This is a genomic window from Streptomyces sp. SID8352 (genome assembly GCF_009862265.1).
Classification (GTDB): domain Bacteria; phylum Actinomycetota; class Actinomycetes; order Streptomycetales; family Streptomycetaceae; genus Streptomyces.
The window spans coordinates 1-24459 of sequence record NZ_WWGX01000039.1 but is presented as its reverse complement, the minus strand read 5'-3'; the positions used below and the strand labels follow the sequence as shown (position 1 = coordinate 24459).

Annotated in this window: 19 protein-coding genes and 1 tRNA gene; 10 read left to right on the top strand and 10 right to left on the bottom strand. The window is 72.7% G+C overall.

Features of this window, described 5'->3' with window-relative positions; genetic code table 11:
* Window positions 1–817: 817 nt before the first annotated feature.
* Entirely contained in the window at window positions 818–1399 is a 582-nt protein-coding gene (locus tag GTY84_RS13840) for an NAD(P)H-dependent oxidoreductase (protein WP_161226555.1), read from the top strand.
* A 172-nt stretch (window positions 1400–1571) separates the two neighbouring features.
* Here GTY84_RS13840 and GTY84_RS13835 read toward each other — a convergent pair whose 3' ends face one another.
* Window positions 1572–3863: a hypothetical protein gene (locus tag GTY84_RS13835; protein ID WP_237532258.1), complete on the bottom strand. Its 2292-nt coding sequence runs from the start codon at window positions 3861–3863 to the stop codon at window positions 1572–1574.
* A 1109-nt stretch (window positions 3864–4972) separates the two neighbouring features.
* On the opposite strand from GTY84_RS13835, the gene GTY84_RS13830 reads away from it, so the two are divergent.
* Window positions 4973–5749 carry an isoprenyl transferase gene (locus GTY84_RS13830; RefSeq protein WP_161226553.1) on the top strand — a complete coding sequence of 259 codons (777 nt, stop codon included), beginning with the start codon at window positions 4973–4975 and terminating at the stop codon, window positions 5747–5749.
* Window positions 5750–6107: 358 nt separating this feature from the next.
* Here the strand turns inward: GTY84_RS13830 and GTY84_RS13825 are convergent, their stop codons facing one another.
* Entirely contained in the window at window positions 6108–6833 is a 726-nt protein-coding gene (locus GTY84_RS13825) for a DUF5324 family protein (protein ID WP_161226552.1), read from the bottom strand.
* A gap of 405 nt (window positions 6834–7238) precedes the next feature.
* Between GTY84_RS13825 and GTY84_RS13820 the strand changes: the two genes are divergently transcribed.
* Window positions 7239–7772 (top strand): peptidylprolyl isomerase, encoded by a 534-nt coding sequence (locus tag GTY84_RS13820; RefSeq protein ID WP_161226551.1) that lies wholly within the window; start codon window positions 7239–7241, stop codon window positions 7770–7772.
* A gap of 119 nt (window positions 7773–7891) precedes the next feature.
* Window positions 7892–8821 (top strand): rhomboid family intramembrane serine protease, encoded by a 930-nt coding sequence (locus tag GTY84_RS13815; protein WP_161226550.1) that lies wholly within the window; start codon window positions 7892–7894, stop codon window positions 8819–8821.
* Window positions 8822–9079: 258 nt separating this feature from the next.
* On the opposite strand, the gene crgA is transcribed toward GTY84_RS13815, so the two are convergent.
* Window positions 9080–9334 carry a cell division protein CrgA gene (gene crgA, locus GTY84_RS13810; protein WP_161226549.1) on the bottom strand — a complete coding sequence of 85 codons (255 nt, stop codon included), beginning with the start codon at window positions 9332–9334 and terminating at the stop codon, window positions 9080–9082.
* Window positions 9335–9428: 94 nt separating this feature from the next.
* Between crgA and GTY84_RS13805 the strand changes: the two genes are divergently transcribed.
* From GTY84_RS13805 to GTY84_RS13780, 5 genes are read left to right on the top strand one after another with little or no spacing between them, the layout of a single operon-like run.
* A complete protein-coding gene (locus GTY84_RS13805; RefSeq protein ID WP_161226548.1) occupies window positions 9429–10220 on the top strand; it encodes a DUF881 domain-containing protein in 792 nt (263 codons plus the stop codon).
* A gap of 45 nt (window positions 10221–10265) precedes the next feature.
* On the top strand, window positions 10266–10463 hold the full coding sequence (locus GTY84_RS13800) for a hypothetical protein (RefSeq protein WP_202551116.1): 198 nt from the start codon (window positions 10266–10268) through the stop codon (window positions 10461–10463).
* A complete protein-coding gene (locus GTY84_RS13795; RefSeq protein ID WP_161226546.1) occupies window positions 10460–11098 on the top strand; it encodes an aminodeoxychorismate/anthranilate synthase component II in 639 nt (212 codons plus the stop codon). The genes GTY84_RS13800 and GTY84_RS13795 overlap by 4 nt, the downstream gene beginning before the upstream one ends.
* Entirely contained in the window at window positions 11095–12399 is a 1305-nt protein-coding gene (locus GTY84_RS13785) for a class E sortase (RefSeq protein WP_345943429.1), read from the top strand. The genes GTY84_RS13795 and GTY84_RS13785 overlap by 4 nt, the downstream gene beginning before the upstream one ends.
* A 15-nt stretch (window positions 12400–12414) precedes the next feature.
* Entirely contained in the window at window positions 12415–13188 is a 774-nt protein-coding gene (locus tag GTY84_RS13780; protein ID WP_345943428.1) for a class E sortase, read from the top strand.
* A gap of 466 nt (window positions 13189–13654) precedes the next feature.
* Here the strand turns inward: GTY84_RS13780 and pknB are convergent, their stop codons facing one another.
* From pknB to GTY84_RS13750, 6 genes are all read right to left on the bottom strand, one after another.
* Window positions 13655–15679, bottom strand: a complete 2025-nt coding sequence (gene pknB, locus GTY84_RS13775; protein WP_161226544.1) for a Stk1 family PASTA domain-containing Ser/Thr kinase — start codon at window positions 15677–15679, stop codon at window positions 13655–13657.
* A 191-nt stretch (window positions 15680–15870) separates the two neighbouring features.
* A complete protein-coding gene (locus GTY84_RS13770; protein WP_161226543.1) occupies window positions 15871–17343 on the bottom strand; it encodes a penicillin-binding protein 2 in 1473 nt (490 codons plus the stop codon).
* Window positions 17340–18785, bottom strand: coding sequence for an FtsW/RodA/SpoVE family cell cycle protein (locus tag GTY84_RS13765; protein ID WP_161226542.1), 1446 nt, complete (start codon window positions 18783–18785; stop codon window positions 17340–17342). Before GTY84_RS13765 ends, GTY84_RS13770 begins: the two co-directional genes overlap by 4 nt.
* Window positions 18786–18812: 27 nt before the next feature.
* On the bottom strand, window positions 18813–20345 hold the full coding sequence (locus GTY84_RS13760) for a Stp1/IreP family PP2C-type Ser/Thr phosphatase (RefSeq protein ID WP_161226541.1): 1533 nt from the start codon (window positions 20343–20345) through the stop codon (window positions 18813–18815).
* Between the two features lie 141 nt (window positions 20346–20486).
* The gene (locus tag GTY84_RS13755) at window positions 20487–20999 is read right to left on the bottom strand and encodes an FHA domain-containing protein (RefSeq protein WP_161226540.1); all 513 of its coding nucleotides are present in this window, start codon (window positions 20997–20999) and stop codon (window positions 20487–20489) included.
* A gap of 10 nt (window positions 21000–21009) precedes the next feature.
* Window positions 21010–21867 (bottom strand): DUF3662 and FHA domain-containing protein, encoded by an 858-nt coding sequence (locus GTY84_RS13750; RefSeq protein ID WP_161226539.1) that lies wholly within the window; start codon window positions 21865–21867, stop codon window positions 21010–21012.
* A 407-nt stretch (window positions 21868–22274) separates the two neighbouring features.
* Here GTY84_RS13750 and GTY84_RS13745 point away from each other — a divergent pair.
* A tRNA-Leu gene (locus GTY84_RS13745) sits at window positions 22275–22358 on the top strand.
* 181 nt (window positions 22359–22539) lie between these two features.
* Here GTY84_RS13745 and GTY84_RS13740 read toward each other — a convergent pair.
* Complete coding sequence (locus GTY84_RS13740) at window positions 22540–23970, bottom strand: FAD-dependent monooxygenase (RefSeq protein WP_161226538.1); 1431 nt, start codon at window positions 23968–23970, stop codon at window positions 22540–22542.
* Window positions 23971–24459 lie beyond the last annotated feature (489 nt).

The following is a 24459-nucleotide window of genomic DNA, read 5'->3' as shown; positions in this document are numbered from 1 at the left end:
AGGTGGCACGGGCTGTCGGCGGTCCGCGCGCCCGTCCGGCGGGGCCGGGGGTCAGGCCACGCTCGAGCCCGTCTCGGGGTGCGCGGGCGCTCGGGGTGCCGGCGGTCGAGCACGGGTTCGGCTTCCTGCGCGAGGGCGCGCTGCCGCAGCGCTTCCCGCCCCGGAGGCGCGGTCGCCGGTCGCTTCCGTCTCTTTCTGACGGAACGTCAATCACATGGAGGGTCAGGTCAGTTGGTTGTGTGTCGTGGACGCCGAGGAGAAGTCTTGGACCTCAACAGCGATTGAGGTCAAGTCCCGGCCAGGGGATTCCAGCGCCGCCCGCCCTCTGTCCCCGCCGCCTCCTGTCTCCCGTCGGCCCCTGTCCCCGCCGAGCCCTGTCCCCCTCCGTCCTTCGGCCCGACCCTCGGCGCCCCGGGGCGGGGAGGCCCACGGGCACCTCGCGGACCGTGCGGTCGGGGCGCGCGATCGGGGTGCGTAGCCGGAACCGCGGCCGGAACCGCGCGGCCGGGCTGTGCGGGACCAGCGTCCGGGAGCGGTGTCCCGGGTGGCACGCCGCCGCGGCACCGGCTTCGACCAACCCGGAGGGTCTGACGCACGCCCGCATCACCCCGAACCGGCCGGCGGCGGCGCCGGAGATCCACCGCGGGGCCGTGGACTCCTGTTCCCCCCTTGACCTCGTCCGAAGTTGAGGTCGGATCGTGGAGGCGCGCGGGCCGTCCGGCCCCCGTCCGGGCCGTCCGCCGTGCCGAGCGGCGGCGGCACGGCCCGCCGCACACCAGGCCCGTCCGACGCCACTCACCCTTCCCAGGAGACAGAGATGCCCAACGCCCCCCTCCGCCTCGCCGTGATCATCGGCAGCAACCGCGAAGGCCGCTTCGGCGGCACGGTCGCCGAGTGGTTCGCGGGTGTCGCGCGCCGGAACGCCGGAGTGGCGGTGGAGATGATCGACCTCGCCGAGCATCACCTGCCCACGGTCATTTCCATGGAGCCCGCCCCCGAGGTGCGGCGCGTCCTCGACGAGGTGTCCGGGCGGCTGGAGCGGGCCGACGCGTTCGCCGTGGTCACCCCGGAGTACAACCACAGCTATCCGGCGTCGCTGAAGAACCTGCTCGACTGGACCGGCACGCAGTGGCACGCCAAGCCGGTCGGCTTCGTGTCGTACGGCGGGGTGGCGGGCGGTTCCCGGGCCGTGGAGCACCTGCGCACCGTATGCGCGGAGCTGCACGCCGCGACCGTGCGCGACGTGGTCACGCTCAGCAACGTCTGGGAGCAGTTCGGCGAGGACGGCCAGGTCACCAACGACACCGCTCCGGCGGCGGCCAAGACCCTGCTCGACCAGCTCATCTGGTGGGGCAACGCCCTGCGGGACGCCCGCGCGAAGACCCCGTACAGCGGCTGACCGGCACGGCGCCCGGCTTCCGGCGCCCGCGCCCGCGCCGCGGCGCCTCCGCCCCGGCAGCCGCGGCGGGGCGTCCCGCACCCGGCCGGTGACGGGAGCCGGGCGTGCGGGAGCCCCCCGGCCGCGGGAGAGGCGGCCGGGGGGCTCGTTCGGTACCGGGGGGTCAGGCTCCTTAGCAGTGCCCGGGGTTGCCGTAGCCCTTTCCGGACTCGTCGTGGTCCTTGCCGGGCTCGCCGTAGCCCTTCTTGCCGTGGTCCTTCCCGGGGCATTCGCCGTTCCCGCCGCCTCCGACCGTGATGGTGGCCTCGGCGCGTTCGCTGGCGATCTGGTTGCCCTGCGGGTCGGTGCCCGCCGCGATGGCCACGTTGGTCAGGGGGCAGCCCGCGCCACCGGTGCCGTATCCGGTGCCGTATCCGGTGCCGGAGTCCGGGCAGTCCGCGACGTCGGCGTCCCGGATCGTGTAGGTGCCGGTGCAGGTGGTGCTCGCGCCGGGCTCCAGGGTCGTCGACCCGCAGGTCACCTCGGCCACCAGGTCGTCGCTGACCAGGACGTCGTGCAGGACGGTACTGCCGGTGTTGCGGACGGTGTAGGAGTAGGTGACCTCGTCGCCGACCGCGTACGGGCCGGGCGTGACGACCCGCTTCTCCAGGGTGAGGTGGGGGGCGCCGACGGGCACCGTCTGCTCGGTCGGCGGGGAGGTGATGGTGCGGCCCTCCGAAGTGCCGCTCGCCGTCGCCGTGTTGGTCACGTAACCGGCGGTGCCGTCGCTCGCGGTGATGGTGTAGGTGCCGGTGCAGGTGGTGCTGTCACCGGGGCTGCCGAGCGGTGCCAGCGTCGTCGACCCGCAGGTGATGCCGGTGACCCGGTCGTCCTGGACCGCGACCCCGGTCAGCTCGGTGCCGCCCGTGTTGCGGACGGTGTACGTGTAGGTGATCTCGTCGCCGACGTTGTACGGCCCGGGGGTCGTCACCCGCTTCTCGATGGAGATGCCCGCCGGCAGTTCGATCGGCACCGTCTCCGAGGACGGCGGCGAGGTGACCGGCTCCCCGTCCGACGTGCCCCGCGCGACGGCGGTGTTCTCGATGGAGCCCTGCGCCACGTCGGCGGCGGTCACGGTGTAGGTGGCGGTACAGGTGACCGTCTCACCGGGCGCGAGCGTCGTCGTCGGGCAGGAGACCGGGCCGACCTTCGGGTCGTCGACGGTGAGGTTCTCGATGTCCGTCTCGCCGGAGTTGGTCACCACGAACTCGTACGGCACCTCGGACCCGACGGTCAGGTCGCCCGGCCGGGGCTCCTTGACCTGCTTGACCAGGTCGAGCTGCGGCAGCGGCACCTGGGTGCTGATGGCCACGTTGCGGATCAGGTGCACGTCGGTGAACAGGCCGGTGGAGGCCGCGAAGCCGAACTTGTAGGTGGACGGCACCGGTTGCGGGGCCGGCGTGGTCAGCACCTGCTGGAAGCCGGCTCCGTCGTTGAAGTCGATCGACACGGTGAGGACCGGGTCCGGCGCCGGGGTGATCTCCACGTGCACCCGGCGGCGCGAGGGCTCCAGCGCGGTCTGGGCCTCGACGGGCGTGGCGTCCGGTGGCAGCGTGGTCAGCGGGCCCTGGAGCCGGCCGGGCAGGGTCGACGGCCAGGGGCCGGTGGTGCTGAAGTTGCTGGTGGTGGCGGTGAGGAAGCAGTAGCCCTCGATCCCGTCGCCCGGTCCGCGCACGGTCACCATGTTGGGGCCGGGCGCGGGGACGTGGAAGGCGGTCCCGGCGGGCGAGCGGGTGTCGCAGCCGTTGCCGCGGTGCTCCCAGTCGCCGAAGTAGTTGCCGAGGACGTCCAGGCCGATGCCCAGGTAGCCGCGGTCCACGCCGGGCAGGAACTCGGCGGTGGGGTCGTCGTCCGGGAGCTTCTGCGCGTAGCCGAGGCTGCCGCCGAAGGCGCCCGGGTGGTTCAGGTCGGTGTCCCCGTCGACGAGGAAGAAGGAGATGCCGTCGGCCGGGGTGGCGGGCGTCGTGCTCCCGTACTGCCACTGGTCGAAGGTGACGTCGAGGCCCTGTGTGGCGGGCAGCGCGTGGTTGTGGAGGACGGCGCCGGACTGGTCGTGGGAGGCGTCGGTCAGCCGCAGGTAGCCGTTCGGGGCGGCGTCCGGGGGCGGGACCGGGCCGACGCCCTCGGGGCAGCCGCCCAGCGGGTGGTTGCCCTCGCCCGGAGGGGCGGCGGCCGGGGCGCCGGTGAGGCAGGCCGACCCCACTCCGGTGAAGTCGGGTGCGGTGGCCTCGGTGAAGGTCTCCTGGACGAGGGAGCTGGCGCGGACCCTGGTCTGGGTCTGGTTCTCGGCCCGGGTCTGGGTCTGGTCCTGGGGCCGGGCCTGGGCGGAGTCCGTGGCGCCCATGAGGAGAGAGGAGCCGGTGGCCAGCGCCAGGGCGAGGGCCGAGGCAGCGATGCGGGACGGCCATGCGCGCCGTCCTGGCATGAGGGGGCGTTGCCTGGGTGTCATGCGAAGCATAGATAGCAGTCACGTAGTGTGATCAGAGCCAGAAACGGTGCGTGGCGGACCGTCAGGAACCCGCTCAGGGCAACCGTCTTCCCTCGCCTTGCCCCACGGACCCGCCCCGGCGCACGCCGCCCGGGTCGCACCGATGGCTACCGCCCCGCCTTCCCCGCGTTGCGTCGTCCGGCGCCCCGCGCTCTGCCCCACCGGGCGCGCGCCCCGCGCTCTGCCCCGCCGGGCGCGCGCCCCGCGCTCTGCCCCGCCGGGCGCGCGCCGCACGCCCCGCCCCCCACCGGGCGCGCGCCGCACGCCCCGCCCCCCACCGGGCGCGCGCCGCACGCCCCGCCCGGCACACGCCTCGCGCCCCGCCCCGTCCGGCGCCCCGGGTTCGGCGCCGCCCGCCCCTCCCCGCTGCTCCCTGTCCTCGCCGCGCGGTCCCGCTCCATACCGGGCCTCGCCGTGCCGCGCGGTCTCGCGCCGCGCCGCGGGCATCGTCCCCGGCCGCCCATGGCCCCGCCGGCGCCCCGACGACACGATGTCGGCCAGGTGTGGATCATGGTTTCGGCCGATGTGGGACACCGGTTCCGCCGCCGCCCCCGGCCCGGTGGGCCCGCGGACCGCCCCGCCGTCCGCCGCCGCGGTGCCCGCGAGCGGCTCCGCGCCGGGGGAGGGGCCCGGCGGCGGCCGGTCCGGGCCGACGGCTCCTCGCGGGGCCGCACGGTCGGGCAGTCCCCCTCCACGGAGCGGGAGTTACCGGAGAAACACCTGTTCGGAGACGGTCCCTCGGGAAAATGATCCTCCCCGGGGAGCGGTTCCCCGCGCCCGGCGGACGGCCCGGTCCGGTGCCGGGGCTCCGTTCCGCGCCGTGGAACCTGCCACACCGGCACCACCCGTCACACCCTTCCCAAGCGCCCCCGGACCGCCCCGCGCGCGGGTCCGCGCGGCCCGTCGAGCCCCGGAGAAGCGCTGTCTGCTCTTGATATCGTCACCTCAGAGGGCGCCGGCACCACACCCCCCAAGGGGACGCTGCCGGGTGGCTCATCGCCGTCGGGGCCGTTCCGTTGCCGCCGACGAGCCGGAAGGGGTAAACCATGCGGGCGAAGGTACGGGCCGCTCTCGACGCGCTGTACATGCGGCGCCTGGTCAGAGAGTTGGATGGACTCCCACGCCCCCAGCACATCGGGATCATGCTGGACGGCAACCGCCGCTGGGCCAAGATGTCCGGCATCGAGGACCCGCGCGAGGGCTACCGCGCGGGCGGGGCCAAGGTCATGGACTTCCTGCGCTGGTGCGACTCCGCGCAGATCGAGCACGTCACCCTGTTCATGCTCTCCGACGACAACCTGCACCGGCCCGAGGACCAGCTCGAACCGCTCATCGACATCATCGCGGAGGTCGTCGAGCACCTGGCGGCGCCGGGAAACCCCTGGCGGGTGGAAGTGGTCGGCGCGCTGGACCTGCTGCCCGCCGAGTCCGCGAACCGGCTGAAGAGCGCCACCGCCGCGACCGAGGGCCGCACCCAGGGCACCAAGGTCGATGTCGCGGTGGGCTACGGCGGGCGGCGGGAGATCGTCGACGCCGTGCGCTCCGCGCTGACCGAGCACAGCGCCCGGGGTGGTGACATCGACGAGTTCATCGAGACGTTCACCATGGAGCACATCTCGAAGCACCTGTACTCCAAGGCGCGTTCGGAGTCGGACCTCATCATCCGCACCTCCGGGGAGCAGCGCCTCTCCGGCTTCCTGCTCTGGCAGTCCGCCTACGCGGAGGTGTACTTCTGCGAGTGCTACTGGCCGGACTTCCGCGAGATCGACTTCCTGCGCGCGCTGCGTTCCTACTCCCTGCGGGAACGCCGCTACGGCCGCTGAGCCGGGGCCTCCTCCGGAATCCGCCGCGCGGCGGACCGCGGGCCACCGCGCCCGGTCGCGGCCGCCGCCACCGCCCCCGGCACGGGGCACCACCCCGCACCGGGCACCGCCCGCCCACACCATCGCCCCGACACCGGCATGCTCCTGCCCCGGCGCACGGCCGGACGGGCTTGCGTTGTTCCACGTGAAACGCCGCCGTGGGGCGGAAGAGACCGTCCTCCTCCGCGCCACGGCGACGGAGCGACCGCGGCGACGGGGCGGGGGGCGGGGGGAAACGGAGCCGTGCGGGTCCGGCGCTCCGGGGACCGATCCCCGCAGGGAATCCGGCGCGCCGAGGGGCTCGTCGCGCCGGGGGGGTTCAGCGCGGCTCGTCGCCCTCCGCGGCCTCGTCCTGGGCCTGCTTGGCCTGGACCTCGGGTTCGAGGATGGCCTCGCCGTCGCCCTCACCCTCGCCCTCGCCGGAACCGTCCACCGACGTCAGCCGCCCGGACCGGGGCACCTCCGTCGCCGCGGGCGGCTCGACCAGCCACTCCGGGTTCGCCTGGCGGTCCCACCACTTCCACGCGGCGAAGGCCCCGCCTGCGGCGATGCCGACCAGCGCCAGGACCTTGACGAAGCGCCCGGTCCTCGCCCGCCGCTCGTTCCTGCGGGCCAGCCGCCGGATCTCGTCGGCCGAGACCTGGCCCCGCAGCGCGGCCAGGGCGGCGGCACCGCGCGCGGCGGCCTCGTCCCGGACGGGACCGGCGGCGGCCACCGCCTGCTCGACCCTCGGCCGGGAGTAATCGGCGGCCTGCCGGGCGGCCACCCGGGCCCGGAGCGCGGCCTCCTGAGCGGCCTGGTCCACCTTGGGCGGCACATGGGTACGGGCCTGCTCCAGCCGGGGCGCGACATGCGTGCCGTACTGGAGGCGGGCCTGGCAGGCGGCCTGGGACACCTTGGGCGCCAGCCGCACACGGGCCTCGTGCGCGTAGTGGGCGGCCCGGTCCTTGGCCGTGTCGGCGTAGGGCGCCACCGCGTCCGCGGCGTGCAGGACGCTGTCCTTCGCCGAACCGGTCGCGGCGCGCACGCTGTCGATGCGGGTCACGGGTTCCTCCTCCTCGGTGGCGTACGGTCATTCGACTTTCCACCCCTGTGCGGATCATGCCTGCGGACGGGGCGCCGGGCATGCGAGAGCGGGCATCCGGGGCACGGGCGGTGGCTCCGGAACCCGCCGGACAACCCCGGAGAAACCATCGCCGTCAGGGGTGAAGCGCAGCGGGAGTGGACGAACGGGGATCAACGCGAACCCGTCGACGACAATGCCACGAAACGGCGCCCCGCGCTCGCCCCCGGCCCGTCCCGGCCCCGCCCCCACCCCGTCCCCGGCGGTGGCGGCGGGCTCCGGCGGCCGGGGCGGGGCGCGGACCGGAACGGGTTCCGGCGGCTGCACGACGCACGGCACCGGGCGTGCGAGGATCGGGGGGCACGACAGGACGACGGAAGGCACCTCGTGGCCGAGCAGCTCCACGCCACCCTGAAGACCAACCACGGCGACATCCGGGTCCGGCTCCTGCCGAACCACGCCCCCAAGACGGTCCGGAACTTCGTCGAACTCGCCGGGGGCGAGCGGGAGTGGACGCACCCCGCGACCGGGAAGAAGTCCACGGACCGCTTCTACGACGGCACCGTCTTCCACCGGGTGATCAGCGGTTTCATGATCCAGGGCGGTGACCCGCTGGGCAACGGCACCGGCGGCCCCGGTTACGAGTTCGGGGACGAGTTCCACCCGGACCTCTCCTTCAACCGCCCCTATCTGCTGGCCATGGCCAACGCCGGTCCGGGCACCAACGGCTCGCAGTTCTTCCTCACCGTCTCCCCGACGACCTGGCTGAACCGCAAGCACACGATCTTCGGCGAGGTGACCGACACGGCGAGCCAGAAGGTCATCGACGCCATCGCGGCACTGCCGACCAACCCGCGCACCGACCGTCCGGTGGACGACGTGGTGATCGAGTCGGTCGTGGTCGAGACCGTCGAGGGCTGACCGCCACCGCCCCCGGCCCCGCAGGAGTGGGTCCCGGGGGAACCAAACGCCCCGCCCGTCCGTAAGGATGTGCGGGGCGGGGGTGTGTCCCGCCCCGGACGGACGAGCGAGGGGAACCCATGGACGGACAGGCACCCGGCAGCCCGCAGGGCCCGTGGGGACCCGGCGGCCAGGCGCCCCCGCCCGAGCAGGGGCTCCCCGGCTGCTACCGCCATCCCGACCGCGAGACCGGCATCAGCTGCACCCGGTGCGAGCGGCCGATCTGCCCGGAGTGCATGGTCGACGCCTCCGTCGGCTTCCACTGCCCCGACTGCGCCCGGGGCCCGTCGGGCGGAGCGCGGCTGGCTCCCCCCGCGTGGCAGCCCCGGACCCTGGCCGGCGGTGTCGTCTCCGCGGACCCCCGGCTGGTCACCAAGATCCTGATCGGGATCAACCTGGTGTTCTTCCTGGTCCAGTTCGCGGTCGGGGACCGGTTCACCGAGCGCTTCGAGCTGATCGGGCAGGCCTATGTGCCGGGCCTCGGCTCGGTGGAGGGGATCGCGGAGGGCCAGTGGTACCGGCTGCTGACCGCGATGTTCCTGCACGGCAGCGTGATGCACATCGCCTTCAACATGCTCAGCCTGTGGTGGCTCGGCGGTCCGCTGGAGACGGCGCTCGGCCGGGCCCGCTACCTCGCCCTGTACTTCTGCTCCGGGCTGGCCGGCAGCGCGCTGAGCTATCTGATCGCGGAGCCCAACCAGCCCTCGCTCGGTGCCTCCGGCGCGATCTTCGGCCTCTTCGGCGCGACCGCCGCCCTGGTGCGGCGGCTCAACGCCGACATGCGGCCGGTCGTCGTCCTGCTGGCGATCAACCTGGTCTTCACGTTCAGTCCGGGTTTCAACATCGCCTGGCAGGCGCACATCGGCGGTCTCGTCGCCGGTGTCCTGATCGGCTACGCGATGCTGCACGCCCCGCGCGAACGGCGGGCCGCCGTGCAGTACGGGGCCTGTGCGCTGGTCCTGGTGGCCGTGGTCGTCCTCACCCTGGTGAGAACCGCCCAGCTCACCTGAGCACTCCCGGTTGTCCACAGCGGGTGCCGGATCTTGTGCATATGGCGCGGGAACAGGTGTGCCCCCTGTCGCTGACCTGTGTTTCCGCAGGTCAGGCAGGGGGCGAACGTGTTTTCGGGAGCTGGTACTTCCGTCACACCGGCGTCAACGCTCTGGTGGTTATCCACAGATCGTCGTTTCTTTTCCCCATGTGGACAACCTGTGGATAACTCGCTGGGGAAGACCGGTCCGAACCCGGGAAACACAGCGCGCGAGGCGCTACTTCCATTGCGTGGAAACACCGAAACCGGCGGCGATGAAGCCGAAGCCCACCACGATGTTCCAGTTGCCCAGGGTGTCCCACGGCAGCGAACCGTCCGTGACGTAGAAGACCACGATCCAGGCGAGACCGATGACGAACAGGGCCAGCATCACGGGTGCGACCCAGGACCGATTGGTCAACTTGATCGCTGCCGCCTGCTTCGCGGGCGGCGGCGTGTAGTCGGCCTTCTTGCGGATACGTGACTTCGGCACGAGGGTCTCTCCTGTCGATGCAAGGGGCTCTGAACGCTCCCCCGGGCGTCCGTTAGCGTAGTGCTTCCGTGGCGCCGAAGGAGATAAGGGTACGTTGAGCAATTCTGCCGACTCCCCCGGGAAGGTATCCAGCCCTGTCCGCGGACCAGGATTCCGGCGGGGATTCCGCCCCGTGCGGATCCTCACCGCCGCCGTCTTCGCCCTGGCCGGTCTCCTTTTCTTCACCAGCTTCAATACCGCCAAGGGCACCAATATCCGTACGGACGCCTCTTTGCTGAAGTTGTCCGATCTGATCCACGAACGCAGCCGGAAGAACGGGGAACTGGACGAGTCCAACGCCGCTCTGCGCGGGGACATCGAGTCCCTCGCCGACCGCGACGGCGGCAGCACCCTGGCCGAGGAGCGCAGGCTCTCCGGGCTGGAGGAGCGGGCCGGCACCCGCGAGCTGAAGGGCGAGGCCCTCACCGTCACGCTCGACGACGCCCCGCCGGACGCCACCGCCAAGCTGCCCGGCTACCCCGAGCCGCAGCCCGACTACCTCGTCATCCACCAGCAGGACCTCCAGGCCGTGGTGAACGCCCTCTGGGAGGGCGGCGCCGAGGGCATCAAGGTCATGGACCAGCGGCTGATCTCCACCAGCGCCGTGCGCTGCGTCGGCAACACCCTGATCCTCCAGGGCCGGGTCTACTCGCCGCCGTACCGGATCCAGGCCGTGGGGCCGCCCGAGCGGCTGCGGAAGGCGCTCGCCGCCTCGCCCGCCATCCAGAACTACATGGTGTACGTCAACGTCTACGGCCTGGGCTGGAAGGTCGAGGAGAACGGAGTCACCACCCTGCCCGGCTACTCGGGCACGGCCGACCTGCGCTACGCGCGGCCTGTGGCGTGACGCCCTTCCGCGGGAGCCCGCGCGGCTAGTCTGGTGGGGTACGGCGTGGTTTTGGTGCCGTGGCGCGACGGAAGGGGCGGCATGTACGGCTGGATCTGGCGGCATCTGCCGGGCAACGCGTGGGTGAAGGCGCTGGTCTCGCTCGTGCTGGTCCTGGGGGCGGTCTACGGCCTGTTCCAGTACGTGTTCCCCTGGGCCGAACCGCTGATTCCCTTCAACGATGTGACGGTGGACAACCAGTGAGCGTGCGCATCCTCGTCGTCGACAACTACGACAGCTTCGTCTTCAACCTGGTGCAGTACCTCTACCAGCTCGGCGCCGAGTGCGACGTGGTGCGCAACGACGTGGTGACCCCGGAGCACGCCGACGACGGCTACGACGGCGTGCTGATCTCCCCCGGCCCGGGTACCCCGGAGGGGGCCGGCGTGAGCATCGGCATGGTCCGGCACTGCGCCGCGGCCGGCGTCCCCGTCTTCGGCGTCTGCCTCGGCATGCAGGCGATGCAGGTGGCGTACGGCGGCGTGGTGGACCGGGCGCCGGAGCTGCTGCACGGCAAGACCTCCCCCGTCGAGCACGGCGGCAGGGGCGTCTTCGCGGGCCTGCCCTCGCCGTTCACGGCGACGCGCTACCACTCGCTGGCCGCCGAACCGGCCACGGTGCCCGCCGAGCTGGAGGTCACCGCCCGCACCCGGGACGGCATCGTGATGGGCCTGCGCCACCGGGAACTGCCCGTCGAGGGGGTCCAGTTCCACCCCGAGTCGGTACTGACCGAGTACGGGCACCGCATGCTGGCCAACTGGCTGGTGGAGTGCGGCGACCGGGACGCGGTGGCGAGGTCGGCGGGGCTCGCCCCGGTGGTGGGCAGGGCCACGGCGTGACCGCCCTGCGCCCCGAGCGCGAATCCGGCTCCGCCGGTGAGCAGGGGGGCTCGTACGGATGGCCGCCGTACGAGGACCCCCGGGCGTTCGGGAGCGGACCCGGCGGACCCTACGGCGACGACCCCGGGCACCACGGGCACGACCCGTACGGGACGGACCACGGCACCCAGGGCCCGCCGTACGGCGACCCCGGGGCCTTCGGCGGCGAGCGGTACGGGAACGGGCGGTACGACGCGGACCCGTACGGCGGCGCCCCCCGCGGCGGCGAGGGACACGGCGCCGGTCCCCACGGCGGCGACCAGTGGTACGGGGACCAGGGGTACGGGGACGGGCCGTACGACGACGGGGGGTACCGGGGCGCGCCGTCCGAACGGGGTCCCGCCGGGGGCGGTTACGGGCCGCCCGGCGACGACGAGACGATGGCGCTGCGCGTCCCCGTCCCCCCGCCCGGACAGCCCGCCGACCCGTCCTTCCCCGGGGACGGGGGCCGCGCGGCGCGCAGGAGGGCCGCCAGGAGCCGCCACGGCCGCCGTGGGGAGCCTTCGGAGGAGTTCCCGGACCAGGAGGCCGGGGAGGACGCGGAGGCGCCCCTGTCGCGCGTGGAGGCCCGCCGCCGGGCCCGCGCCCGCAAGCCGGGCCCCGCCGTGATCGTCAGCCGGGTGATGGGCGAACTGTTCATCACCACAGGTGTGATGATGCTGCTGTTCGTCACCTACCAACTCTGGTGGACCAACGTCCGGGCCCATGCCCAGGCGGACCGCGCGGCCAGCGCCCTCCAGGACGACTGGGCCAGCGGGCGCGCCCCGGACGCCTTCGAGCCGGGTCAGGGCTTCGCCCTGCTCCACATGCCCACGCTGGACGTGGTGGTGCCGATCGCGGAGGGCACCGACACCAAGAAGGTGCTCGACCGCGGCATGGTCGGGCACTACGCGGACAAGCCCCTGAAGACGGCGATGCCGCAGGACGCGTCCGGCAACTTCGGGCTGGCCGGGCACCGCAACACCCATGGCGAGCCCTTCCGTTACATCAACCGGCTGAAGCCCGGCGACCCGATCGTGGTGGAGACCCGGGACACCTACTTCGTGTACAAGATGGCCTCCGTCCTGCCGGTGACCGCGCCGAGCAACGTCGGCGTCCTCGACCCGGTCCCGCGGCAGGCGGGCTTCAAGAGCCCCGGCCGCTACATCACGCTCACCACCTGCACGCCGGAGTTCACCAGCAAGTACCGGCTCATCGTGTGGGGCAAGATGGTGGAGGAACGGCCGCGCAGCAAGGGCAAGCCGGATGCGCTCGTGAGCTAGGGGCGGATGACACCAGTGGCATCGATCACCGAATCGGATCACGCGGACCGCGCGGGGGACCGCGCGTCCGGCCCGTCACGGTCCCGGGGACGGCGTCGCCGGCGCCGGGGCGGCCGGGCCGTCGCCCTGGCCGTCAGCTTCCTGGGCGAACTCCTCATCACGGCGGGCCTGGTGCTGGGCCTGTTCGTCGCCTACTCGCTCTGGTGGACGAACGTGGTCGCCGACCGCGCGGCGGACCGTCAGGCCGACCGGGTCCGCGACGGCTGGGCCCGGCAGGAGGAGGCCGGCCCCGGCGCCCTCGACACCGGCGCCGGCATCGGCTTCCTGCACGTGCCCGCGATGGGCGGCGACGAGATCCTGGTGGAGAAGGGCACGTCGGCGCAGGTCCTCAACGACGGCGTGGCCGGCTACTACACCGACCCGGTGAAGGCGACGCTGCCCACGTCCGGGAAGAAGGGCAACTTCTCGCTGGCCGCCCACCGCGACGGGCACGGCGCCAAGTTCCACAACATCCACAAGATCGGCGAGGGCGATCCCATCGTCTTCGAGACGAAGGACACCTGGTACGTCTACAAGGCGTACAGCGTCCTGCCGGAGACCTCGAAGTACAACGTGGCGGCGCTGGCGCCGGTACCGGAGGAGTCCGGTCGGAAGAAGGCCGGCCACTTCATCACGCTGACCACCTGCACCCCGCTGTACACCAGCAAGTACCGGTACGTGGTCTGGGGCGAGCTGGTGCGCACCGAGAAGGTCGACGCCGACCGGACGCCGCCGAAGGAACTGGACTGAGCCCCGGCCGCTGAGCGCCACTACGGCCGGGGCCGGAGCCGGAGCCGGAGCCGGAGCCGGAGCCGGAGCCGCAGCCGGAGCCGCAGCCGGAGCCGCAGGCCGCTGACCGTGATCGCCGGGGCAGGACGGGGCAGGACGGGGCGGCGGGCCCCGCGCCGCGATGACGGGCCCGGGGCGGCCCCGGAGCCCAGGCGCCCCGGGCCGGTACCGGGCCTGGCGCGGCGTGCCGCCCATCCCGCGCCGTGTTCGCCCCGCCGCTCCCGCGCCTCCGCCCTCCGCCACCCGGGTCCCCGCGGCCGTTCCCGCCGCCGCGTCGCCGCCTCCCGCGTCGACCCCCTCTGTCCCCGACGCCTCCCGCGTCGACCCCCTCTGTCCCCGACGCCCCCGCACGGCGGAGCCCCGGCCCCCTCACCGAGGGGACCGGGGCTCTCGTCACGCGCGGGCGCGGGCGCGGTGGGGCGCCGGGTCAGTGGCCCCGGCCGAGGCCCCCGAGGAAGCCGCCCCCGTTGTTGCCCCCGCCGTCGTTCCCGTTGCCGTTGTCGCCGCCCTGCTGCGGGGCCGCGACCAGGAAGACCTTGTCGCCCTTCTTGACCTCCTGGCCCTCGGCGGGGTTGCTGCCGGTGACCAGGGCGTTGTCGTCGTCGGCCCCGATGATCCGCTCCAGCTCCAGCCCGTGCTGCGCGAGGACCTGCTTGGCCTGGCCGACGGTCATCTGCGTGACCCTCGGCATCTGGATCTTCTCCTCCTCGGGCGGCGGCGCCTTGGCGATCTTGATGTCGACCGTGCTGCCGCGGTCCACGTCGGTGCCGGGGGCGAAGCTCTGCTCGAAGACGGTGCCCTCCGCCTGGGCGGCGGACTCCTCCTGGGTCTGCGAGCCGAGTACCAGGCCCTTGGAGTCCAGGAGCTGCTTGGCCACGTCCGGGGTCTTGCCGCTCAGGTCGGGCACGGTGACCTTGGCCGTCTCCCGGGCCACGGTGAGCGTGACGGTGGAGCCCTTCTTCAGCTCCGTGCCGCCGGCCGGGTCCTGGGAGAGCACCGTGTCCGGGGTCGCGGTGGACTCCTCGGACCGCTTGTCCACCTCGAAGCCCTTGTCCTTCAGGGCGCGTTCGGCGTCGGCGTAGGTCTGGCCCTTGACGTCGGGGACATCGGCCTTGGGGGCGCCGGTGGAGATCACCAGGTTGACGACGGAGTCCTTCTCGACCTCGGTGCCCTGCTTGGGGTCCTGCTCGCAGACGGTGCCGGCCTCCTGGTCCTCGCAGGGCTTCTTCTCGACCGTGCCCATCTTCAGGTCGCGGTTGGTCAGCAGCTTCCCGGCCTCCTCCTGCGTCTGGCCGACGAGGAGCGGCACGGGCACGGTGGAGTCGGCGGCGCCGTCCCCGCCGAAGGCGTACTTGCCGATCAGGATGGCGCCGGCGAGGACGACCAGGCCGGACAGGATCAGGAGGACCGTGGAGAGGTTCGACTTGCGCGGCTGCTGGCGCCGCCGGTCGGGGCGGTCGTCGTAGCCGTAGCCGCCGTCGTCCGGGTTCATCGGCGGCAGCATGGCGGTGGCGCCGCCGGGGCCCGCGTCGGAGCGCAGCGCGGTGGTCGGCTGGTCGTCCGGGTAGCCGCCGTAGCCGACGGCGCCCAGGGCGGCGGTGGCGGCGACGGGCTGCCCGTCGAGGCAGGCCTCGATGTCGGCGCGCATCTCGTCGGCCGACTGGTAGCGGTAGTCGGGGTCCTTGACCAGGGCCTTGAGGACGATGGCGTCCATCTCGGGCGTGATCTCGGGGTCGAAGACGCTGGGCGCCTGCGGTTCCTCCCGCACGTGCTGGTAGGCGACGGCCACGGGGGAGTCGCCGACGAACGGCGGGCGGACGGTGAGCAGCTCGTAGAGCAGGCAGCCGGTGGAGTAGAGGTCGGAGCGGGCGTCGACCTGCTCGCCCTTGGCCTGCTCCGGGGAGAGGTACTGCGCGGTGCCGATCACCGCGGCGGTCTGGGTCATCGTCATGCCGGAGTCGCCCATGGCGCGGGCGATGCCGAAGTCCATGACCTTGACCTGGCCGTTGCGGGTGAGCATGACGTTGGCGGGCTTGATGTCGCGGTGGACGATCCCGGCCCGGTGCGAGTACTCCAGGGCCTGGAGGATCCCGATGGTCATCTCCAGCGTCCGCTCGGGCAGCAGCTTGCGGCCCGAGTGGAGCAGTTCGCGCAGGGTGGACCCGTCGACGTACTCCATGACGATGTACGGGATGGAGACCCCGTCGATGTAGTCCTCGCCCGTGTCGTAGACCGCCACGATCGCGGGATGGTTGAGCGAGGCGGCCGACTGGGCCTCCCGGCGGAACCGGGCCTGGAAGGACGGGTCGCGCGCGAGGTCCGCGCGGAGCGTCTTCACCGCCACGGTGCGTCCGAGCCGCGTGTCATGCGCGAGGTAGACCTCCGCCATGCCACCACGACCGAGCACCTGGCCCAGTTCGTACCGGCCGCCGAGGCGACGCGGCTCTTCCATGGTTCCTACCAGCCCTCTCCGTCGGTCCCGACCGGCGCGCTCGGCGGTCGGGTGGCTGTCGTCCGCGGCCTACCGTACCCGGCCCGCCCCGGGTGACCTGGCCAAGCCGGTTACCCGATACAGGACCGGTATCGCAACGTGCGTCTATGTGACGGGGGCGTGACGGGAGTCACGCCCCGTTCGGTCCGTCGTCACTTCTTGCTGTCCAGAACCGCCTGCATCACGTTCCGGGCGATCGGCGCCGCGAGGCCGCCGCCGGAGATGTCGTCGCGGACGGCGTCCTCGTCCTCGATCACCACGGCCACGGCGACCGGCGAGCTGCCGTCGCTCTGCTTGGCGTACGAGATGAACCAGGCGTAGGGGTTCTCGCTGTTGTCGACACCGTGCTGGGCGGTACCGGTCTTGCCGCCCACGGTGACGCCGCTGATCCGGGCGTTGGAGCCGGTGCCCTCGTTGACGACGGTCTCCATCATCGACTGCAGGATCTGGGCGTTCTTCGCGGAGAGCGGCCGGCTCTGCTCGGTCGGGCTGGTCTTCTCGATGGTGTCCACGTTCGGCGCCTGCAGCTCGTCCACCATGTACGGCTTCATCAGCACGCCGTTGTTGGCGATGGCCGCGGTGACCATGGCCATCTGGAGCGGGGTGGCGGCGGTGTTGAACTGGCCGATGGAGGAGAGCGCGACCTGCGAGGGCTCCATGTCGTCGGAGAAGACCGAGGCGTTGGCGCGGACCGGGATGAACTGCTCCTCGGTGAAGCCGAACTTCTTCGCCTGCTCCAGCATCTTCTCGTTGCCGAGGTCGGCGCCGATCTTGCCGAAGACGGTGTTGCAGGAGACCCGCAGCGCCTCGCGCATCGGGACGTCCTTGCACTGGATGGTGCCCTCGTTCTTCAGTTCCGTCTGGGTGCCGGTCATGGTCCAGGGCTGGGGCGAGTCGGTCTTCTCGTCCGCCGAGTCGTACAGCCCGTTCTCCAGCGCGGCGGCGGCGGTGAGCACCTTGAAGGTCGAGCCGGGCGGATAGACCTCGCGCAGCGCGCGGTTGAGCATCGGGTCGGCCGGGTTGTTCTTCTTCTGGAGCCGGTTCCACGCCTCGCCGTCGGCCTTGCCGCCGCCCGCGATGGAGGTGGGGTCGTACGAGGGGAAGGAGGCGAGGGCCAGGACCTTGCCGGTGGCGGGCTCCAGGGCGACGACGGCGCCCTTGCCGTTCTGCTTCTTCAGCCCCTCGTAGGCGGCCTTCTGCGCGGCCCCGTTGAGGGTGGTGACGACGTTGCCGCCCTCGCGCTTCTTGCCGGTGATCATGTCGAGGGTGTTGCGGAAGAACAGCCGGTCGTCGTTGCCGGTGAGGATGCCGTCGTCGATGGCCTCGATCTGGGTGGCGCCGTACGCCTGGGAGACGTAGCCGGTGACCGGGGCCCACATGGGGCCGTTCCTGTAGGTCCGCTTGTACTTGAAGTCGCCCTCGGTGGTGGCATGGCCGGTGATGGCCTTGCCATCGACGATGATGTCGCCGCGCGGGCTGGAGTAGCGCTCGATGGCGACCCGGCGGTTCTTCTCGTCGCTCTTGAGCTCGTCGGCCTTGACGTACTGGAGCCAGTTGTCGCGCAGCAGCAGGGTGAGCACCAGGAGGCCGCAGAAGATCGCGATACGGCGCAGTGGCTTGTTCACGGTCGGACCACCTGGGTCATCTCGGCGTCGGGATTGGCGGCGGGGGCGGGGGCGGGCCTTCTCGCCGTGTCGCTGATGCGCAGCAGGATGCCGATGAGGGCCCAGTTGGCGATCACGGAGGAGCCGCCGTAGGCCAGGAAGGGCATGGTCATACCGGTCAGCGGGATGAGGCCCATGACACCGCCGGCGACGACGAAGACCTGGAGGGCGAAGGCGCCGGACAGGCCCGCCGCGAGCAGCTTGCCGAAGGGGTCGCGGGCGGCGAGGGCGGTGCGGATGCCGCGCTCCACGATCAGGCCGTAGAGCAGCAGCAGGGCCATCAGCCCGGCCAGGCCCAGTTCCTCGCCGAAGGTGGCGAGGATGAAGTCGGAGTTGGCGGCGAAGCGGATCAGCTCGGAGTGGCCCTGGCCCCAGCCGGTGCCGAGGGTGCCGCCGGAGCCGAACGCCCAGAGGGCCTGCATGGCCTGCTCGGAGTGGAGGACGCCGTCCATGACCCCGGCCCGGCTCAGCTCGTACTCGCGCATGGGGTCGAGCCAGGCCTGCACACGGGTCTGGATGTGCGACTCGAAGCTGGCCACGCCGACGGCGCCGACGGCGGACATCAGCAGGCCGAAGACGATCCAGCTGGTCCGCTCGGTGGCGACGTACAGCATGATCACGAACATGCCGAAGAACAGCAGCGAGGTGCCGAGGTCGGTCTCGAAGACCAGGATGAGGATGGAGACGATCCAGACCACGAGGATCGGGCCGAGGTCGCGCCCGCGCGGCAGGTAGAGGCCCATGAAGCGGCGGCTGGCCAGGGCCAGCGCGTCCCGCTTCACCATCAGGTAGCCGGCGAAGAAGACCGCCAGCACGATCTTGGCGAACTCGCCGGGCTGGATGGAGAAGGAGCCGACCTTGATCCAGATCTTGGCGCCGAAGATGTCCTGGCCGAGGCCCGGCACCAGCGGCAGCAGCAGCAGGACCAGCGCGCCGAGCATGGAGATGTAGGTGTAGCGCTGGAGGGCCCGGTGGTCCTTGAGGAACAGCAGCACGGCGACGAACAGGGCGATGCCCATCGCGGTGTACATGAGCTGGCGGGGCGCGGCGCCGCCGGCCTGCTTGATGCTCTGGAGGAGCTCGGACTGGTCGAGCCGCCAGATGGCGACGAGTCCGAGGCCGTTGAGCAGGGTGGCCAGGGGCAGCAGCAGCGGGTCCGCGTAGGGCGCGAACCTGCGGACCACGAGGTGGGCGATACCGGCCAGCAGGCCGAGACCCAGACCGTAGCTCAGCAGCCCGGCGGGCACCTGGTCGTTGATCGCGAGGCCCACGTTGGCGTAGGCGAAGACCGGGATGACGACGGCGAACACCAGGAGCGCCAGTTCGGTGTTGCGGCGGCTGGGTGCGCCGATGGCGCCGATCGTGGACGTCTGGTGCGTCGGCGACTGGGAAGAACTGCTCATCGTGTGACGGGGCCTCTCACGGCTTGCCTACTGCTTACCGCACAGCGAGACGACCTTCTGCTCCTCCTCCGAGAGGCTGGGGCCGGGGCTGGGGGTGGGGGCGGCGGTCGTGGACGGGGTCGTGGACGCTTCCGGCGTGCCGGGCGTCGGGGACGCGGTGGGCGACGGTGTGGCCTTGGACGTGAAGGAGGCGGGTGTGGTTCCCGTGCCGCCCGCGGACTCCTCGCCGGACCCGGCCTTCTTCCCGCTCTGCGCGGCACGCCGCTCGGCCTGCTTGCGGCAGGCGGAGGCCTGCACCGAGAGTTCCTCGATCTTCGCGCGGGCGTCGGCCAGGTCGCCCTCGGCGATGGTCGCCTCCACGAGCTTCTGCTGGTAGGGCGGCAGGTACTTGAGTTCGATCTCGGGGTGGTCCTTCTGGACCTCCGACAGCGACACCCAGGCCAGGTCCTGGCTGATGCCCCGGTAGAGGGCGACGTGGTCGTTGTTGGTGCCGACGTAGTACTGGGTCTGGGTCCAGCGCCAGCCGCCGTAGAGCCCGCCGCCGACGACGGCGAGGGCGAGGACGGTGTAGAAGGACCGCTTCAGCCAGACGTGGTTCCGGCGGGGTTTGACGAAGTCGTCGGGGCCGTAGTCGTCGAAGCCGCCGGAGCGGGCGTAGCCGCCGGCCTCGCCGCTGCCGGGCGGGCCGAACTCGCCGCCGGCGTGGCGGCCGAGGCCGGAGGCGCGGCCGGCCGGGGTCTGCATGATGCGGTTGTCGTGCGACTGGTGCTGGTTCTCGGCGACGGCGCCGACGACGACGGGGGTGTCGGAGAGCTGCCCGGTGTGGCCGTCCCCCGTGTCGAGGTCGAGGACGTCGGCGACGATCACCGTGATGTTGTCGGGGCCGCCGCCGCGCAGCGCGAGCTGGATCAGCTCCTGCACGGTCTCCTGCGGGCCCTGGTAGCCGGCGAGGGTGTCCTCCAGCGTCTGGTGGGAGACGACGCCGGAGAGCCCGTCGGAGCAGATCAGATAGCGGTCGCCGGCCCGGACCTCGCGGATGGACAGGTCGGGCTCGACGTGCTCGCCGCTGCCGAGGGCACGCATCAGCAGGGAGCGCTGGGGGTGGGTGCCCGCCTCCTCCTCGGTGATGCGTCCCTCGTCGACCAGCCGCTGCACCCAGGTGTGGTCCTGGGTGATCTGGGTGAGGACGCCGTCGCGCAGCAGATAGGCGCGGGAGTCGCCGACGTGCACCAGGCCGAGCCGCTGGCCGGTCCAGAGCAGGGCGGTCAGGGTGGTGCCCATGCCCTCCAGGGAGGGGTCCTCCTCGACCATCTGGCGGAGCTGGTCGTTGGCGCGGCGCACGGCGGTGCCGAGGGAGGTGAGGATGTCGGAGCCGGGGACGTCGTCGTCGAGGGCGACGATGGTGGAGATCACCTCGGAGGAGGCGACCTCTCCGGCCGCCTGGCCGCCCATGCCGTCGGCGATGGCGAGCAGCCGGGGGCCGGCGTAGCCGGAGTCCTCGTTGCCCTCGCGGATCATGCCCTTGTGCGATCCGGCGGCGAAGCGCAGTGACAGACTCATGCGCACCTCGCCCGTCGGCTCCGCATGCAGCCGGTCGTGTCGAGCCACACTGCCCACCCTCCGGTCGGGAGCGCGCCGGGGCCGGTACCGCCGGCCGCCTCCGCGTGCTCGCTCCGCTCGCGCTCATTCATTGGTGTAGCACTACTTCCGCAGCTCGATGACGGTCTTGCCGATGCGGATCGGCGCACCCAGCGAGATCGGTGTGGGAGTCGTCAGCCGGGACCGGTCCAGATACGTGCCGTTGGTGGACCCGAGGTCCTCGACGATCCACTGCCCGTCGCGGTCCGGGTAGATCCTGGCATGGCGGCTGGAGGCGTAGTCGTCGTCGAGCACGATCGTGGAGTCGTGCGCCCGGCCCAGGGTGATGGTCTGGCCCTGGAGGGCGACGGTGGTGCCCGTGAGGGTGCCCTCGGTGACGACGAGTTTGGTGGGTGTGTTGCGGCCGCGGCGGCCGCCCTGCTGCTGGCGCTGCTGCGGAGGCGCCTGGCCCTGGCGCGCGGCCTGCTGCGGTCGCGCGGCGTCGCGCCGCGCCCCGCGCTGGGTGACCCGCGTCCCGAACAGGTCGCTGCGGATGACCTGCACGGCCACGATCACGAACAGCCACAGTACGGCCAGGAAACCCAGCCGCATGACCGTCAGGGTCAGCTCTGACATTGCCCCCGGATCACCCTTCGGCTTGCCTATAGATAACGGTGGTGCTGCCCACGACGATCCGCGAGCCGTCGCGGAGCGTAGCGCGGGTGGTGTGCTGCCCGTCCACCACGATGCCGTTGGTGGAGCCGAGGTCCTGGATCGTCGAGGGCGTTCCGGTCCGGATCTCGCAGTGCCGGCGGGAGACGCCGGGGTCGTCGATCCGCACGTCGGCCTCGGTACTGCGGCCCAGCACGAGCGTGGCGCGGGAGATCTGGTGGCGGTTGCCGTTGATCTCGATCCAGTGGCGGGTGCGGCTTCCGGCCGCGGGGGCGGCCGGGGGGCGCTGGCCGCCCGCGGGCTGAGGGTAGCCGTAGCCGCCGGCCGGGGGGCCGGGGGGCATCGGCGGGGCGCCCGCGGGACCGGCGGGGGGCGGGTAGCCGTAGCCGCCGCCGGGGGCGCCGGGGCGGCCCTGGGGGGCGGGCGGGGCGGCGCCCGGTCCGGCCTGCTGGCTGCTGGAGGAGGCGAGGGTGCGGCTGCGCACCCGGTACAGGCCCGTGTCGAGGTCGTCGGCCTTCTCCAGATGGACCTTGATGGGTCCCATGAACGTGTAGCGCTGCTGCTTCGCGTAGTCCCGCACCATGCCGGCCAGCTCGTCGCCGAGCTGCCCGGAGTAGGGGCTGAGCCGCTCGAAGTCCGGGGTGCTCAGCTCCACGATGAAGTCGTTGGGGACGACGGTGCGGTCGCGGTTCCAGATGGTCGCGTTGTTGTCGCACTCGCGCTGAAGCGCGCCCGCGATCTCCACGGGCTGTACCTCGGACTTGAACACCTTCGCGAAGGTGCCGTTGACCAGACCTTCGAGGCGCTGCTCGAACTTCTTCAGGACTCCCATGGGGCACCTCCTCCGTCGCTGCCGTCCTGTTCACTGCCCTGCGTGCCGCTGCGTACCTGGTAGTGCTTACTGATCGTATCCACGCGCGGGTCGATCGACCGGTTCCCCTGCGGAGTCCGCGCCGAACTCCCGGGGGGACACCTGTCCGCACCTTCCCTCTGGATCGTAGAGGCGGCCGTGGTCCAGTGTCCCGCACCCGGCTGACGACCTGACCGGGCTCCCTGGGAGACGGGCCGGACCGGTACGAGGTTGATACCCGGACGGTCACAGGTCGGTACGTGCGCGGGGCGACCCCGCCCCGGCGGAAGTGAGGTGAATCGGCAGCCGCCGGCGTGCTAATGTTCTGCATGTCGGAAGGCGCCACGCCGCTGGGAGCAGCGGAAACGGGCCCGAGGACAACACCCAATGCGCGGGTGGCGGAATAGGCAGACGCGCTGGATTCAGGTTCCAGTGCCCGCAAGGGCGTGGGGGTTCAACTCCCCCCTCGCGCACAAGAGAGTGCCGGTTGAGGCGCTCCGGTCGTACCGATGGAACGGGCGGCATCGTTCAGACGATGCCGCCCGTTCCGTTTTTCGTGTGCGGTGACGTCCGTCTCCCGGCCCCGTGGGCCGGGCGGGCGGTCGCCGCCGGGCCGGGCGGGGCCTTCGGGGGCGGTTCCCTGTGAGGAAGGTCTCAGGGCCGGTCCGGGGGGTTCAGCAGGGCGCGTTCGGCCCGGGTGAGCGGCGGGTGCTCCAGCGGGGGCCGCAGGGGGCCCAGCAGGGCCGCCAGCAGCACGTCGGGCCGGGCCAGCGAGACCGGCGGCGCCTGGAGGGAGAGGACGTCGGTCAGGGCGGTGGCGGCGCGGAAGGAGCCCGCCGCCGTGCGGGAGAGCCGGCTGACGCCGCGGAGCAGGAGGCGGTCGGCGGCCGTCGGGCTCCGGCCCGTCGTGGTGGGGAAGTGGATGTCCTGCCCGGTGGCCAGGGCCCACGCGGAGCCCACGGGGCGGGCGACGGCGCGCTGGGCCCGCCGGGCGAAGCCCGGGGCCCGTCCCGCGCGCCGTCCGGCGGCGCCGTCCCCGGCGAGCAGCTCGCGCAGGGCCAGGGCGCTCTGGGCGGCCACGGTGAGCCCGTGCCCGTAGACCGGGTTGAAGGCCGCCGCCGCGTCGCCGAGCACGACCAGGCCCTCGGGCCAGTGGGCGAGCCGCTCGTAGTGGTGGCGCCGGTTGGCGGTGCCGCGGGTGAGGCTGACGCCGGTGAGCGGCTCGGCGTGCGCCAGCAGATCGGCCAGGATGGGGTGGCGCAGCGAGCGGGCGAAGGGCTCGAAGTCCGCCGGGTCGCGGGTGGGGTGCGCGCCCGGGGGGCCCATCAGGCTGACGTGCCAGCGGTCGCCCTCGATCGGGAGCATGCCGCCCGAACCGCCCGGTCCGGGCCGGCGCGGGTCGGCCTGCACGCCGATCATGGGCCAGTCGCGGAGCGGGCCGGGGGCGCGGTAGATCCGGCTGGCGTACACCAGGCCGGAGTCGATCTCGTCCCTGGTGAGCCCGGTGACGCCCAGGTCGGTGAGCCACCGCGGGGTGTGGGAGGACCGGCCGGAGGCGTCGACGACCAGGTCGGCGCGGAGCTCCGCCTCGGTGCCGTCGGCGGCGCGCACCCGTATCCCGGTCACGGCGCGCCGGTCGCCGAGCAGCCCGACGGCGCGGGTGCGCGTCCGCACACCGATCCGGGGGTCCTCCAGCACCTGCCGCCGGACGACGAGGTCGGTCAGGTCGCGGCTGGCGCTGATCAGGTAGTGGGTGGCGCGCCGCCAGCGGCGGTACCAGCCCTCGGGGGAGTGGATGACCATGCCGGTGGTCACCGGTATGCGATGGGCGCCCGCGGCGACCAGGCGGCCGACGCTCCCCGGCAGCAGCGCCTCGACCGCCTCGGCCCCGCCGGTCTGGAGCATGTGGATGTGGACGGCCTGGGGGACGCCGGTACGGGGGTCGGGGCCGTCGGGCAGCTCGTGCGCCTCGACGATCTCGACGCGGTCGGTGTGGTCCCTCACGGCCGCCGCGGCCAGCATCCCGGCCATGCTGCCGCCGATGACGACCACCTTGGCGGGACCGCCGCGCGGTGCCTCGGTCATGACGGGCTGTTTCCCTTCGGGGGCGGGGCGGGGCGGTTCGCTGTCCGGGGTTCGGGGTTCGGGGCTCGGTGTTGGGAGTTCGGGGTTGGGAGTCCGGGGGTTGGGGGGCTCGGGATCGGCCCGGGCGCGGGTACGAGGTCGGGACGGAGCTGACGCTCCATCATGGACGATGCCGACGTCAGCGAGTGGGATGTTCGTCACATGAACGGCCGCGCGGGCGGCGGCCGTTGCCGGGCCACGCGGGGGAAGCGCCGTTGGGGGTGGGGGAGTTCCGGTGCGGGGCTCGCGTGTCCCGTGCGGGTCGCGGAGGGCATGGGAGGCCGTCGTCCGGGCCGCCCCGCGCGCCGGGGCGCGCCGGTGGAACGGGACCGGGGCCGTGGGACCGGCGCGCGCATGCGCGGCGGCGAGGGAGCGGCGGCGGTCGGCGTTCCGGTGGGCGTGGCGGAGCGGGCCCGTGGCGGAGCTGGTGCGGGGAGGGGAGGGGAGGGG